The organism is Brevundimonas sp., assembly GCF_047617075.1.
GTDB lineage: Bacteria > Pseudomonadota > Alphaproteobacteria > Caulobacterales > Caulobacteraceae > Brevundimonas.
In genome coordinates this window covers 1-14,238 of sequence record NZ_JBLGCI010000003.1, presented here as the reverse complement: position 1 = coordinate 14,238, position 14,238 = coordinate 1, and the positions used below count along the sequence as shown (strand labels likewise).

12 protein-coding genes and 1 tRNA gene are annotated in these 14,238 nt (G+C 69.3%); 10 read left to right on the top strand and 3 right to left on the bottom strand.

Going from position 1 to position 14,238, the window contains the following annotated elements:
- Positions 1 to 69: 69 nt before the first annotated feature.
- The 6 genes from ACI8U3_RS03560 (at position 70) to ACI8U3_RS03535 (ending at position 8,608) form a co-directional block, all read left to right on the top strand.
- A complete protein-coding gene (locus tag ACI8U3_RS03560; protein WP_415013494.1) occupies positions 70 to 723 on the top strand; it encodes a baseplate hub protein in 654 nt (217 codons plus the stop codon).
- A gap of 44 nt (positions 724 to 767) precedes the next feature.
- Entirely contained in the window at positions 768 to 1,325 is a 558-nt protein-coding gene (locus ACI8U3_RS03555; protein ID WP_415013779.1) for a peptidase P60, read from the top strand.
- The gene (locus ACI8U3_RS03550) at positions 1,313 to 5,008 is read left to right on the top strand and encodes a baseplate multidomain protein megatron (RefSeq protein ID WP_415013493.1); all 3,696 of its coding nucleotides are present in this window, start codon (positions 1,313 to 1,315) and stop codon (positions 5,006 to 5,008) included. Before ACI8U3_RS03555 ends, ACI8U3_RS03550 begins: the two co-directional genes overlap by 13 nt.
- Positions 5,009 to 5,116: 108 nt before the next feature.
- Positions 5,117 to 6,055 (top strand): J domain-containing protein, encoded by a 939-nt coding sequence (locus ACI8U3_RS03545; protein WP_415013492.1) that lies wholly within the window; start codon positions 5,117 to 5,119, stop codon positions 6,053 to 6,055.
- Entirely contained in the window at positions 6,055 to 7,209 is a 1,155-nt protein-coding gene (locus tag ACI8U3_RS03540; protein ID WP_415013491.1) for a phosphoserine transaminase, read from the top strand. Before ACI8U3_RS03545 ends, ACI8U3_RS03540 begins: the two co-directional genes overlap by 1 nt.
- Positions 7,210 to 7,315: 106 nt before the next feature.
- A complete protein-coding gene (locus ACI8U3_RS03535; protein WP_415013490.1) occupies positions 7,316 to 8,608 on the top strand; it encodes an adenylosuccinate synthase in 1,293 nt (430 codons plus the stop codon).
- A 46-nt stretch (positions 8,609 to 8,654) separates the two neighbouring features.
- Here the strand turns inward: ACI8U3_RS03535 and ACI8U3_RS03530 are convergent, their stop codons facing one another.
- A complete protein-coding gene (locus ACI8U3_RS03530) occupies positions 8,655 to 9,461 on the bottom strand; it encodes a hypothetical protein (protein ID WP_415013489.1) in 807 nt (268 codons plus the stop codon).
- 144 nt (positions 9,462 to 9,605) lie between these two features.
- On the opposite strand from ACI8U3_RS03530, the gene ACI8U3_RS03525 reads away from it, so the two are divergent.
- A complete protein-coding gene (locus ACI8U3_RS03525) occupies positions 9,606 to 10,415 on the top strand; it encodes a response regulator (RefSeq protein WP_415013488.1) in 810 nt (269 codons plus the stop codon).
- A 144-nt stretch (positions 10,416 to 10,559) separates the two neighbouring features.
- Here ACI8U3_RS03525 and ACI8U3_RS03520 read toward each other — a convergent pair.
- Positions 10,560 to 10,635: transfer RNA gene (locus tag ACI8U3_RS03520), tRNA-Ala, on the bottom strand.
- 118 nt (positions 10,636 to 10,753) lie between these two features.
- Positions 10,754 to 11,209, bottom strand: coding sequence for a TIGR02300 family protein (locus tag ACI8U3_RS03515; RefSeq protein WP_415013487.1), 456 nt, complete (start codon positions 11,207 to 11,209; stop codon positions 10,754 to 10,756).
- Between the two features lie 141 nt (positions 11,210 to 11,350).
- Here ACI8U3_RS03515 and aroA point away from each other — a divergent pair, with 141 nt between their 5' ends.
- The 3 genes from aroA to ACI8U3_RS03500 all read left to right on the top strand — a co-directional run.
- Positions 11,351 to 12,655, top strand: a complete 1,305-nt coding sequence (gene aroA, locus ACI8U3_RS03510) for a 3-phosphoshikimate 1-carboxyvinyltransferase (protein WP_415013778.1) — start codon at positions 11,351 to 11,353, stop codon at positions 12,653 to 12,655.
- Between the two features lie 283 nt (positions 12,656 to 12,938).
- The gene (gene cmk / locus ACI8U3_RS03505) at positions 12,939 to 13,589 is read left to right on the top strand and encodes a (d)CMP kinase (RefSeq protein WP_415013777.1); all 651 of its coding nucleotides are present in this window, start codon (positions 12,939 to 12,941) and stop codon (positions 13,587 to 13,589) included.
- Positions 13,590 to 13,743: 154 nt separating this feature from the next.
- A partial coding sequence (locus tag ACI8U3_RS03500; RefSeq protein ID WP_415013486.1) for a S1 RNA-binding domain-containing protein occupies positions 13,744 to 14,238 on the top strand: 495 nt, incomplete at its 3' end.

The window sequence follows — 14,238 nt, the reverse complement described above, 5'->3', positions numbered from 1 at the left end:
AGGAGCGATCCGCATGCGCGGCTCGCTGCGACTCAGGCCTCTCCCGCGAGGGGAGAGGCGGGAGGATTGATGAGACACATTCCAAGCGAACTGGCCGACCGCATCGAGGGCGGGGCGGCGACGATGTGCCATGCCTGGGTGCTGGCGCGGGCGGACGGGGTCCGGCTGGGCTTCACGGACCATGACCGGGATCTGGCCGTGGACGGCGTGGTCTGCCGGGCGGCTAGCGGATGGACGGCGGGGGCGGCAGAGGGGGTCGCGGGGTTGACGGCCGGGTCGGCGGCGGCGTCGGGCGCGCTGGACGACGACGCCATCACGGAGGGGGACATCGCGGCGGGGCTCTATGACGGGGCGCGGCTCGAGCTGTGGCGCGTGGACTGGGCGCGGCCGGACCTGAGGGTGCGGCTGTGGACCGGGCGGATCAGCCGGATGGTGCGTGAGGGGGATGCGTTCACGGCGGAGCTGGACGGGCCGCTGGCGACGCTGGAGCGGGTCGTGGGACGGACCTATGGGCGCGCCTGCGACGCGGTGCTGGGGGATGCGCGGTGCGGGGTCGAGCTGGCGGAGCATCCGGGCGGGACTTGCGACAAACGGTGGGCGACGTGTGTCAGCGTGTTCGGCAACGGGGCGCGGTTCCGGGGCTTTCCGGACATTCCGGGGGACGACTTCCTGACGGCCTATCCGGCCGAGGGCGGGCGCCATGACGGCGGGAGCCGGCGGTGAGGGGGGTGTACGGCGGCGCCGAAGCCGTCCCCACCCGGCCGTCGCTGCGCGCCGACCGCCCTCCCCGGGGCGGGGAGGGAGAACGACAGCAGGCGCTTGTCGAAGCGCGCGCGTGGATCGGGACGCCGTATCGGCACCGGACCAGCGTGAAGGGAGAGGGCTGCGACTGCCTGGGGCTGGTGCGTGGGGTGTGGCGGGGGCTGTACGGCGCCGAGCCGGAGGGGCTGCCGCCCTATTCGCCGGACTGGGCCGAGCGGGGCGGGGACGAGACGCTGCTGACGGCGGCGCGTAGGTGGATGGTCCAGATCCCGGTGCGTGAGGCGCGGGCGGGGGACGTGCTGCTGTTCCGCATGAGCGCGGGAGTTCCGGTGAAGCACTGCGGGATCATCGGCAGTGACGAAGGGCCGGAGCGGACCCTGATTCATGCCTATTGGGGTCGGGCGGTGATCGAGAGCTGGATGGGCGGCTGGTGGATGCGGCGCGTGGCGGCGGCGTTCGCTTGGCCTGAAACGGGTGAGGGGGCGGAGGGGCGGAGAGACCCCCTCCACCATGCTTTGCATGGTCCCCCTCCCCCAGAGGGGGAGGATTCATGGCGCAGGTGATCTTGGGCGGGATCGGTGGGGCGGTCGGGGGCGCCTTCGGGCGTGCGCTGGGCGCCTTTGCGGGGGCGTCGCTGGACCGTCTTGCGGTGTCTTCGCTGGCCGAGCCGCGCCAGCGGGGGCCGCGGCTGGAGACGCTGAAGGTGCAGTCCTCGGCGGACGGGGCGCCCATGGCCTGCGTATTCGGGCGGGCGCGGGTGACCGGCCAGGTGATCTGGGCCGCGCGGTTTCTGGAGAAGCGCAACGAGCAGGGCGGCGGCAAGGGCGGGCCGCGCACGGTGGACTATGCGTACTCCCTGAGCTTCGCGGTGGCTCTGTGCGAAGGGCCCATCGACGGGGTGGGGCGGGTGTGGGCGGACGGACGGCCGCTGGACCTGTCGGGCGTGGTGATGCGGGTGCACCGGGGGACGGAGGACCAGAACCCTGATCCGCTGATCCATGCGGTGGAAGGCGGCGCGCCGGCGTACCGGGGCACGGCCTATGTGGTGTTCGAGGATCTGCCGCTGGGGCCGTTCGGCAACCGGGCGCCGCAGTTGAGTTTTGAGGTTTTTCGCAGGCCGCGCGGCGGCGCGCCGGGGCTGGAGGATCGGCTGGAGGGCGTGTGCCTGATCCCCGGGGCGGGGGAGTTCTGTCTGGCGACCACGCCGGTGATGCGGCGCGAGGGGCTGACGCGGACCACGGCGGAGAACCTGAACAATCTGCAGGGACAGGCGGACCTGATGGTCTCGCTGGACCAGCTGGAGGCGCAGCTGCCGAACGTGCGGCGGGTCAACCTGGTGGTGGGCTGGTTCGGCGACGACCTTCGAATGAGCCACTGCCGTATTCGGCCCGGTGTGGAGCGGGCGGTGAAGCCGACCGAGCCGGTCGCCTGGTCCGTGGCGGGGGTCACGCGGGACGAGGCGTTCGTGGTGTCCGAGGCGGATGGCGGACCGGCCTATGGCGGCACGCCGTCGGACCAGACGGTGATCGACGCCGTGCGCGAGCTGAAGGCGCGGGGGATGGCGGTGACCCTGTATCCGTTCGTGTTCATGGACATTCCGCCGGGCGGCGACCAGCCGGCCTATCCCTGGCGCGGGCGGATCACGGGCGAGGGCGGGGCGGCGGCGGACGCCGAGGTCGCAGCCTTCTTCGGCGGGGCGGACGACTGGGGCCTGAGGCGCATGGCGCGGCACTATGCGGCGCTGGCGGCGGAGGCCAGGGCGCACGGCCTGATCATCGGATCGGAGCTGCGCGGGGTGACGACGCTGAGGGACGCGGAGGGCGGCTATCCGGCGGTGGCGGAACTGCGGGCGCTGGCGGCGGATTGCCGGGCGATCGTCGGGCCGGGGGTGGAGATTTCCTATGCGGCGGACTGGTCGGAGTATTTCGGCCACCATCCGGGCGGCGGGGAGGCGGTGTTTCATCTGGACCCGCTGTGGGCCGACCCGAACATCGATTATGTGGCCATCGACTGGTACCCGCCGGTCGGCGACTGGCGCGAGGGCGACGGGCATCTGGACGCGCAGGCGGGATATGCGGGGCCGGCGGACGCGGACTATCTGGCGACCAAGGTGGCGGGCGGGGAGAATTTCGACTGGTTCTATGCCTCGGACGTGGACCGGGCGGCGCAGGTGCGCACGGCGATCACGGACGGCGCTTACGGCGAGCCGTGGGTGTGGCGGTCCAAGGATCTGAAAAGCTGGTGGTCGAACGCCCACCATGACCGGCCGGGCGGGGTGAGGAGCGCGACGCCGACTGCCTGGGCGCCGGGCATGAAGCCGATCCGGCTGACCGAGTTCGGCTGCGCCGCGGTGGACAAGGGCGGCAACGGGCCGAACCTTTTCAGCGATCCGAAGAGCAGCGAGAGTTTCCTGCCGCCGTTCTCGACGGGCGCGCGGGACGACCTGATGCAGCGGCGGGCCATGGAAGCGTGGCTGAGCCACTTCGCGGCGGATGCGAACAATCCCGTTTCGGCGGTCTATGACGGTCGGATGGTGCAGGGGCTGGACGCCTGGTGCTGGGACGCGCGGCCTTATCCTGACTTTCCGGCGCGAGCGGGGGTGTGGGCCGATGCGGGCAACTGGCGCGCGGGGCACTGGCTGAACGGACGGCTGGCGGGTGAGGGGCGCGATCTGATCGCGGCGATCCTGAAGCGCGGCGGGCTGGACGAGACGGACTTCGCCATCACGGGCGTGGATGGAGCGGTGGCGGGCTATGTGATCGACCGGCCCATGCGGACGCGCGATGCGCTGGAGCCGCTGTTGTTCGCCTTTGGCGCGGAGGGCGGAGAGCGGGACGGGCGCGTGGCGGTGACCGGGCGGCGCGAGGATGTGGCGGTGTTGGCGGCGGATGCGCTGGCCATGCCGGAGGACGGGGCGCCGGTGTCTGCGGCGCGGGTGCTGGAGACGGCGCCGGACACGGTCAGGGTGCGCTTCATCGATGAGGCGGCGGATTATCAGGCCGGGTCGGTGGTGGTGCGCGGGCCGGACACGGGCGGCGGCGGGCTGGACATGGATCTGCCGGCGGCCTGTTCGGCGGGGTTGGCGCGGGAGGTCGCGGGACGGGCGCTGGCGTCGTCAGCGGAGACCCTGACCGCGCAGCTGGGGCCGTTGGAGTCGCTGCGGCTGGAACCGGGGGATGCGGTGGCGGTGGAGGGCCGGGCGGGCGTGTGGCGTGTGGTGCGGCTCGAGCTGGACGAGGAGCCGCGCGCGGTGCTGACGCCGTGGGTGGAGACGGGGGCGATCGATGAGGCGGTGGACTGGCGGGTGGAGGCGCCGGGCGGCGGCGTGGGCGCGCCGTTCCTGGCACTGCTGGACCTGCCGCCTCTGCCGGGCGCGGAGGATGACGGGCGGCCGCTGTCGGCGGTGGCGGCGGAGCCCTGGCGCGCCATGCAGGTGCATGGGGGCGTGGATGCCGACGGGTTGACGGCGCGGGCGAGCGTGGCGGCGCCGGCGACGGTGGGGCGGCTTGTGAAGGCTTTGCCGCCCGGGGTGATCGGGCGGTGGGACGAGGCAAATGCGCTGACGGTCGCGGTGGAGGGCCGGGCGCCGGAGACGCGCAGCGCGGGCGCGGTGCTGAACGGAGCCAATGGAGTGGCGGTGCGCGGCGAAGACGGCTGGGAGATCGTGCAGTACCGGGACGCCGAACTGCTGGGCGGCGGCGTCTGGCGGTTGAGCGGCCTGCTGCGGGGGCAGCAGGGCACGGAAGGGGAGATGGACGCGGGAGCCGGTGCAGTGGCGGTGTTTCTGGATGAGGCGCCAGCGCGGCTGGAGGTTCAGGCGGGCGAACGGGGGCTGCCCATGCTGTGGCGTGCGGGGCCGGCGGGGGCGCCGCCGGGCGGGGACGGGTTCAGCGAGGCGGCCCTCACCTGGCGCGGGGTCCATGACCGGCCCTGGGCGCCGGCGCATCTGGGACTGACGGCGGAGGACGGCGGACTGAGGCTGCGCTGGATCGCGCGCACGCGGCAGGACGGGGACCGCTGGGATGGGGACGCACAGGCGAGCGATCCGCTGCGGTTCCGGGTGCGGGTGCTGGACGGAGCGGCGGTGGTGCGAATGTTCGAGGTGGAGGCCGAGACGGCGCTTTATGCGGCGGCCGATGTGGCGGCGGATTTTCCGGACGGCCTGAACGAGGACGCACGCGTGGCGGTGAGCCAGTGGAGCCCGGTGTTCGGGTGGGGCGTGGAGGCGTTGGCGGTGCTTGGTTGATGTCTCCTCCCCTATGCACGTATGGGGGAGGAGATTGCGGCTTACCCTTTGCGCTTGGGCCCGCATGGCTTAACTGACGGCTTTGGCTTTTACGGAGCAGGGTCGGACGTGGCGGGTGATCCCTACAAGGAACTGGGTGTGGCGCGGGGCGCCAGTCAGGACGACATCCGCAAGGCGTTCCGGAAGCTGGCCAAGGAATTCCATCCGGACAAGAACCCCGGCGACACGGCGGCCGAGGACCGGTTCAAGCGCATCACCGCCGCCTTCGATATTCTGGGCGACGAAGAGAAGCGCAGGAAGTTCGACCGGGGCGAGATCGATGCGGACGGGCGCGAGCAGTTTCGCGGCTTCGGCGGCGGCGGCGGGGCGCGCCCGGGCGGCGGCTTCGGCCAGGGTGGTTTCGGTCAGGGCCCCGGCGCGGGCGGCGCCAAGGCCGGGTTCGAGGGCATCGATCTGGACGAACTGTTCGGCATGTTCGGCGGCGGCGCGGGCGCGCGTCAGGCCGGCGGCGGGCGCGGGTTCTCGTCGCGCGGGCAGGACCTGAAGGCGACGCTGGACATCAGCTTGGAGGACGCCATCACCGGGGCGACCCGGCGCATCCAGTTCTCGGACGGGCGGACCCTGGACGTGACCATTCCCAAGGGCGCAGGCGACGGACAGACCATCCGCCTGCGCGGGCAGGGCATGCCGGGGCGCGGCGGCGAGGCGGGCGACGCCCTGATCGAGCTGAAGGTTCAGCCGCACCCCCTGTATCGCCGCGAGGGCGCCGATCTGCATATGGACCTGCCGGTGTCGGTTCCAGACGCGGTGCTGGGCGGCAAGGTGACGGTGAAGACGCCGGACGGCGCGGTCAGCATGACCATTCCCAAGGCGTCCAACTCGGGCCATGTGTTGCGGCTGAAGGGCAAGGGCGCGTTTGCGGGCGGCAAGCGCGGGGACCTGCTGGCGAAGCTGGTGGTGACCCTGCCGGAGTATCAGGACCACAACCTGGTGAAGTTCGCCGAGAAGTGGCGGGCGGACCGGCCCTATTCGCCGGGGAAGGCGTGATGACGCGGGGGGCGAAGCCATCCGTGAAGCCTGAGCGGCCATGGTTCTCCGCCGGGCCGACGGCCAAGCGGCCGGGATGGTCGCTGGCGGGCCTGCCCACGGACCTGCTGGGCCGGGGCATCCGGGCGCCGGAGGTGGTGGAACGGTTCGCCTATGCCCTGAGGCTGACGCGCGAGGTGCTGCAGGTCCCGGAGGACTATGTGGCCTGCTACCTGCCGGCGTCGGATACGGGGGCGGTGGAGGCGGCGCTGTGGGCCATGCTGGGACAGCGGCCGGTGCAGGTGGTCGCCTTTGAGAATTTCGGTCTGACCTGGGCCGCAGACGTGCGCGACCATCTGAAGCTGGACCCGGAGGTGATCGAGGCGCCATGGGGCGAGCTGCCGGACCTGTCGCGGGTGGATCCGGCGAAGGACGTGGTGTTTCCGTGGAACGGGACCACCTCGGGCGTGCGGGTTCCGAATGCGGACTTCATCAGCGATGACCGGGAGGGGCTGAGCATCTGCGACGCCACCTCGGCGGCGTTCGCCATGCCGCTGGACTGGCCGAAGCTGGATGTGACGACCTTCTCGTTCCAGAAGGCGCTGGGCGGCGAGGCCGGGATCGGGGTGGCGGTGCTGTCGCCCCGGGCGGTGGCGCGGCTGGATACGTACCGGGCGCCCTGGCCGATCCCGAAGGTGCTGAGGCTGCAAGGCGCTGACGGATTTGATCGGGCGCTGGCGACGGGGACCATGATCAACACCTTCTCGGTGGTGACCATCGAGGACTGGATCGACGCCCTGGAGTGGGCCAAGGGCATCGGCGGGCTGGACACCCTGATCGCGCGGACGGATGCGAACTTCGCAGCGCTGTCGGACTGGGTGGAGCGGACCGACTGGATCGATTTTCTGGCCGCGCGGCCGGAGACGCGGTCGACGACGTCGGTGTGCCTGAAGTTCACCGACGGGCGGGTGACGGGTCTGCCGGAGGCGGACCAGCGCGCCTTCGTGAAGCGGTTCAAGGATTTGCTGGAAAGCGAAGGCGCGGTGTTCGACATGGAGCCGCACCGCAATGCGCCGCCGGGGCTGAGGCTATGGTGCGGCTGCACGGTGGAGACGGCGGACGTTGAGGCGGCGACGCCGTGGCTGGACTGGGCGTTTGGGGAAGCGCTGCGCTGATCTCGCGTCGAGGGCGCTAGTCGCTCACGAAATAGGCGGGAGAGGGGGACACGGAGCGATTCCCTCGGTATAGCCTGCTCCCGCAATTCCAGCGGAGTGTAATGTCTTGGCGAACGTCGCGGTGGTCGGCGCCCAGTGGGGCGACGAGGGCAAGGGCAAGATCGTCGACTGGCTGTCGAACCGGGCCGATGTGGTGGTGCGGTTCCAGGGCGGTCACAACGCCGGCCATACGCTGGTGGTGGGCGACAAGGTCTACAAACTGAGCCTGCTGCCCTCGGGCGTGGTGCAACAGAAGCCCTCGGTGATCGGCAACGGCGTGGTGGTGGATCCCTGGGCCCTGCTGGACGAGATCGGCCGCATCGAGGCGCAGGGGGTGTCGATCACCCCCGAGATCCTGAGCCTGGCGGACAACGCCTGCCTGATCCTGCCGCTGCACAAGGACCTGGATCAGGCGCGCGAGGCGCAGGCCGGCAAGACCAAGATCGGCACCACCGGGCGCGGCATCGGCCCGGCCTATGAGGACAAGGCGGGACGGCGCGCGATCCGCGTGGGCGATCTGGCCGATCCCGATGCGCTGGACGCCAAGATCGAGCGGCTGCTGGCCCACCACAACGCCCTGCGGAAGGGTCTGGACCTGCCGGAAGTGGATGTGGCCGGGCTTAAAGCTGCGTTGCTGGAGGTGGCGCCCAAGGTGCTGGTCTATGCGGGCCAGCCGGTGTGGCGGACGCTGGACAAGTTTTACCGCGAGGGCCGGCGCATCCTGTTCGAGGGCGCCCAGGGCACCCTGCTGGACGTGGACCACGGCACCTATCCCTATGTGACCTCGTCGAACACGGTGGCGGGGCAGGCGGCGGCGGGCTCGGGCCTGGGGCCGCGCTCGGTCGGCTATGTGCTGGGCATCGTGAAGGCCTACACCACCCGTGTTGGCGAGGGGCCGTTCCCGACGGAGCTGTTCGACGCGGTGGGCGAGCGTATCGCCGATCGGGGCCGCGAGTTCGGCACGGTGACGGGCCGGGCGCGGCGCTGCGGCTGGTTCGATGCGGTGCTGGTGCGCCAGTCCATCGCCGTGAACGGCATCCACGGCATCGCGCTTACCAAGCTGGACGTGCTGGACGGCTTCGACGAGCTGAAGATCTGCACCGGCTACCGGATCGGCGACCGGGAGCTGGATTATCTGCCGGCCGGCATGAAGGATCAGGCGGGCGTGCAGCCGGTCTATGAGACGCTGGAGGGCTGGAGCGAGAGCACCCAGGGCGCGCGGTCGTGGAAGGACCTGCCCGCCGCGGCGATCAAATATGTGCGCCGGATCGAGGAATTGATCGAGGCGCCGGTGGCCCTGCTGTCCACCAGCCCGGAGCGGGACGACACGATTTTGATGCGCGATCCGTTCGAGGGGTGACGCCCAATGGGGCTGACGTGTTGGCGGGACGACTGCCTATTCGGATCTAGTGATCGTCCCTGCCGTGGGTTTCGCTCAGGACTGGCGGCGCCGGCGTCTGCACTTCACAGTCAAAACGATCACAGACAAGACGTCGCAGCTCGGCTGAGAACGCTTCTTGTGCTCTGTAATGTTCAGCCCACGCTGGGCCCCACTCGGTAAGCTGATCGAGAATGGCATCTTCGTCAGACATGGCGAGTAGGATCAGTTCTTCCCGGGTCCTGGTTCTCGCTATGGCCAAGGCGAACGTTTCGACCATGTGAGGTCTATGGTTCTGTTCAACTTGTTGAATCAGTTCCAGAACTTCGTCTCTATGATCTGCGCTCACATCGACGAGGTATTCATCGTCGTTGCGTGGTTCGATGAGGGCGGCGACCTGCCGCGCGAGCGCCATCTCCTCCTCGCCAGGCATTGGTCCCTCGTACGGGGGAAAAGTGACGCTTTCGCGGGAAACCTGAAGGTTCAAGGGGATCCGCACTTGGAGCCCTCCGATCACCTCACCGTTCTGGGTTCCCGGACGCAGCACGCTTCTTGAAAGGGCTCTCAGGGCGGCCTGTTCAAAACCGATGCCTGCCGGAGAGGTGTTCACGGCGCAGTCTTCTGGCGGGCCTTCGCGCCAGATTCGGCAAACAGCTATCCCTTTGGCGTCAATTCCAAGGAGCATCAGAAGCGGAGAATAATCCACCTGTCCGTCGGACCGGGGGGCAATGGGAGACACCCAGTCGGGATCTGTTTGTTCGGACTGAGCCTCAGCAAGGCCGGGACACGCCATCGCGACCATCAGTGCGACTATCGCAGTGATGACCCTGGGCAAGTCCGATCTAAAAATATGCATAGCCCCCCCCCACGACACCTTCCTCCTATCCTGAGCCTAGACCCCAGAACCTAACACCTCGCTCCAGCGTCAAGGCGATCTTTACCCACACTCGCTAACCAAGGGCGTTCGCCGGAGTCGCCCGTGTTCACCATAGACGCAAAAAGTCTGGCCAGGATGGCCCCCACGCTGAAGCGTGTGCTGATTGTCGATCCCAACGGGACGGCGGCCAAGCTGCTGGCGGAGAGCCTGAAGGGGCTGGGCGTGGGCGAGGTGGTTCACCGGGCCGAGGGGCGCGCCGCGCTGGATGCGTGCCGCGAGTTCGAGCCCACCCTGATCTTCACCGAGTACAAGGGGCCGCACCTGGACGGGGAAGCCTTCGCCAAGGCGGTGAGGCGCTCGAATCTCATGTGTCGAAAAGTCCCCATCATCATGGTCACGGCCGAGGCGACCGCCGCCAGTATTCTGGGCGCGCGGGACTCCGGCGTGCACGAGTTCCTGAGAAAACCCTTCACCTCCGGCGATCTGACCAAGCGGGTCGAGGTGGTGTCCCTGAAGCCGCGCAACTGGATCGAGGCCGTGGGCTACGTCGGTCCGGATCGGCGGCGTTTCAACTCCGGGGAATACAGCGGGCCCAAGAAGCGCAAGGCGGACGCGCCGACCAAGGGGCCGGCCGCCGATGCCGCCGCCAAGGATCAGGCCATGCGCATTCTGGCCTCGGCTCACAAGCAGTTCGACACGGATCCGATGCAGGCCCTGCGCGCGATCCGCGAACAGGCGTCGACCCTCAAGGCCATGGCCATGAAGACGTCTGATACGTCGCTGGTGATCGCAATCTCGGGGCTGGAGAGGGTTCTGGCGGGCGGCCAGCCGACAAAGGCGACGCTGGCGGAACCGGTCCGGGCGGTTGTGGCGCTGGCCGCGCCTGAGACCCGAGCCGAATTGGCGGCCTGACGAGGGCGCGGAGCCCGCGATCCGGGCGGCCGGAACAGCGACCTGGATCATTTCACATGATCCCGGTTCACGGCGTCACGAATGAGCGCTCATAGGCCACCCCAGAAAGGCCGAAGGCCCCGCGGTTTCCCGCGAGGCCTTCGATGGTGGAGCTAAGCGGAGTCGAACCGCTGACCTCTTGAATGCCATTCAAGCGCTCTACCAACTGAGCTATAGCCCCGAGATTTTCGGGTTGGTCCTCGCCGCGCCCATCGGGATGGGGTCGGCGAAGGCGGCGGAACCTATGTCAGGCCGTGAGGGCGATCAAGCCCTTCCGCCGCCTATTTTTTCATCCCGATTCAGTCGTCGTCTTTCTTGGCGCCCTTGGTGATTTCTTCATCGATGGAATCGTCGTCCTCGTCCTCGATGAAGGGCACGGAATCGTCGTCGTCATCGGAGATGTCGTCGTCATCATCATCGCCGTCGCTGACCTTGAGGCCGGCGTCGTCGCTGGTGTCGTCGTCGTCATCGTCGTCCGGCGTCAGAATGGGCTCATCGCCGCCCTGGTCGATCTCGGGGGCGGTGACTTCCTCGTCCTCGTCCTCGTCCGCATCGGCGGGCTTGGCCTTGACCTGATCCTCCTCGGTGTCGTCGGCGAAGGGCGCGCGGCCCTTGCCGCGTCGGGCCTTGACGGCTTCTTCCGGATCGAATTCGGTGTCGCACTTGGGGCAGTGGGCCGGACGACGGTTCAGGTCGTAGAACTTCGCCTGGCAGTTCGGGCAGACTTGCTTCGCGCCCAGTTCGGGATTGGCCAAGGTTCGAGCCTTACGGTTGGCGTTTTGATTTCGGGCGGCTCCCTTGCCACCACAGAAGGCCGCTGTCAAAAGCGGATTCCGCGCCAGGCGCATCTGTTTGAAATTCGACCCACGGAATCGCGGGTGACATTCCCTGAAATCCTGACCGCGCGCCGCTCGGGCGCGCTGACCGGCGCCGTGCGCGCGCCGGGCGACAAGTCCATGTCCCACCGCGCCCTGATGCTGGGCGGCCTGGCCCATGGCGTGACCACAATCGAAGGCCTGCTGGAGGGCGACGACATCCTGGCCACGGCCCGGGCGGTCGAAGCGTTCGGCGCCAAGGTGCAGCGGACAGGCGACGGCGCCTGGCGGGTCGAGGGGCAGGGCGGCTACCGGACGCCGTCCGGCGTCATCGACTGCGGCAACGCCGGGACCGGGGTGCGCCTGTTGATGGGCGCGGCGGCCGGGTTCGATCTCTCGGTCACCTTCGACGGCGACTCCTCGCTGCGAAAGCGGCCCATGAAGCGGGTCACCGGCCCCCTGTCGGACATGGGCGCGCGCTTCGACTGGAGCGGGGCGGAGGATCGGCTGCCCCTGACGCTGCATGGCGGGAACCTGAAAGGCATGACCTATCGCCAGACCGTGGCGTCGGCCCAAGTAAAGTCGGCTATCCTGCTGGCGGGGCTGAACGCGGCGGGCGAGACGGCGGTGATCGAGCCGGAGCCCAGCCGCGACCATACCGAGCGGATGCTGCGGGCCTTTGGGGCGGTGGTTGACGTGTCCGAGACTGATGAGGGGCGCGTGGCCCGTCTGCAAGGCGGCCAGAGACTGAGCGGAACTCACGTGGCGGTGCCGGGCGATCCGTCCTCGGCCGCCTTCCCGCTGGCGGCGGGGCTGATCGTTCCCGGATCGGAGGTGACGGTGGAGGGGGTGATGCTGAATACCCTGCGCACCGGCCTGTTCCAGACCTGGATCGAGATGGGTGCGGATCTGACCATCGCGGGCCGCCGCATGGCGGGGGGTGAAGAGGTGGGCGACATCACCGTCCGGCATTCGGCACTGAAGGGAGTCGTGGTCCCGCCGGAGCGGGCCGCCTCCATGATCGACGAATATCCGATCCTGTCGGCCACCGCCGCCTATGCGGACGGCGAGACGGTGATGCGCGGCATTGGCGAGATGCGGGTCAAGGAAAGCGACCGGATTTCGCTAATGACGGCCGGGCTGGCCGCGTGCGGGGTCAAGGTGGAGGAGGAGCCGGAGGGATTCATCGTCACCGGCAGTCCGCGCGTGCCCGGCGGCGCCACCGTGCGCACGGCCCACGATCACCGCATCGCCATGAGCCACCTGGTGCTGGGGCTGGCCGCAGAGGAGCCGGTCGCGGTGGATGATCCGGGGATGATCGCCACCAGCTTTCCGGGGTTCGTGGAGCTGATGGCTGGGCTGGGCGCGGAGATTCATGAGGCCTGAGCCTTCCCTCGGAACTCCACAATTATCCCGTCGAGCTTTTTTGACGACGGGAGGAAGCATGGTCGGGTTCGGCGCGCTGATGCTTGGCGCGGGCATATTTGACGCTTCGGATGGCGTCGTGCGGTCGGCGGGGCGCAGGGGACGCCGGAGGCTCGTCCGCTGGAAAGACGATCCGAGGGCCTTTCGAGGCGCCCTGATCCTCCGCTATGGGCTGTACACGATATTACCTGCTGTCTTCGGCCTGGCTTTCCTGGCGGCGGGACTGGCCATGCGAAAGGACCGGATGCCGCGCACCCTCATCATCGCCGTCGACGGCCCGGCCGCCTCGGGCAAGGGCTCCATCGCCTCGCGTCTGGCGGCCCATTACGGCCTGCCGCATCTGGACACGGGGCTGTTGTACAGGGCGACCGGGTTGAAGGTCCTGGCGGCCGGCGCCGACCTGGGCGACGCCGAGGCGGCCGCGCGGGCGGCCGAGAGCGTCACGCCGGACGACCTGATCGACGAAACCGCCCTGACCAGTCGGGGCGCGGGGGAGGCGGCCAGCCGGGTGGCCTCGCACCCCGGCGTGCGCGCGGCGCTGCTGAAGCTGCAGCAGGATTTCGCCCGGCAGGCGGGTGGGGCGGTTCTGGACGGGCGCGACATCGGCACGGTGATCGCCCCGGACGCGCCGGTGAAGCTGTTCGTAACGGCCACGGCCGAAACCCGCGCGCGCCGCCGCTGGCTGCAACTGACCGGGCGGGGCGAGACCATCGCCTTCGACGACATGCTGGCCGACATCATCCGGCGGGACGAGCGGGACGCCGGCCGCGGGGCGGCCCCCATGGTCATGGCGGACGACGCGGCCTTGCTGGACACCACCGAAATGGATATAGAGACCGCCTTCGATGCGGCCCGCCGTATCGTCGAGGCGGCGCGCGTCCGGCACGGGTTCTGAACCCGCGGACAAATCCAACGCTCCGGTCCCTCGATAGCCGCGGGCGTTCAGGCCGGTTTCCATGCCGCCCGCACCGTCACTGCCTGACATATCCGTTCAACCGCCGCGCGGACTCCGTTCGTGCGCCAACCTCTTTAGAAACAACATCAACCCTATGACCGACACCCTCTCCCCCACCCGCGACGATTTCGCCGCCCTTCTGGACGAACAGCTTTCCGGCCGTGATCTCGGCGAAGGCCAGGTCGTCCATGGCCGCGTCGTCGGCATCGAAAAGGACATCGTCATCGTTGATGTCGGCCTGAAGACCGAAGGCCGCATCGCCATGCGCGAGTTCGGTCAGGGCGACGGCGCCGCCCTGCCCAAGGTGGGCGACAACGTCGAAGTCTATCTGGAGCGTGTGGAGAACGCGCTGGGCGAAGCGGTCATCAGCCGCGACAAGGCTCGCCGCGAGGAAGCCTGGACCCGTCTGGAAGGCGTGTTCGCCGATGAGCAGCCGGTCATGGGCGCCATCGTCGGCCGCGTGAAGGGCGGCTTCACCGTCGATCTGGGCGGCGCCTCGGCGTTCTTGCCCGGTTCGCAGGTGGACATCCGTCCGGTGCGCGACGTCGGCCCGCTGATGGGCAAGGAACAGCCCTTCGCCATCCTGAAA

What these genes read in the sequence shown, in the direction of transcription:
- ACI8U3_RS03560 (WP_415013494.1), top strand. Translation starts at nt 70, where the DNA reads ATGAGACACATTCCAAGCGAACTGGCCGACCGCATCGAGGGCGGGGCG.
- ACI8U3_RS03550 (WP_415013493.1), top strand. Translation starts at nt 1,313, where the DNA reads ATGGCGCAGGTGATCTTGGGCGGGATCGGTGGGGCGGTCGGGGGCGCC.
- cmk (WP_415013777.1), top strand. Translation starts at nt 12,939, where the DNA reads ATGCCGCGCACCCTCATCATCGCCGTCGACGGCCCGGCCGCCTCGGGC.
- ACI8U3_RS03540 (WP_415013491.1), top strand. Translation starts at nt 6,055, where the DNA reads ATGACGCGGGGGGCGAAGCCATCCGTGAAGCCTGAGCGGCCATGGTTC.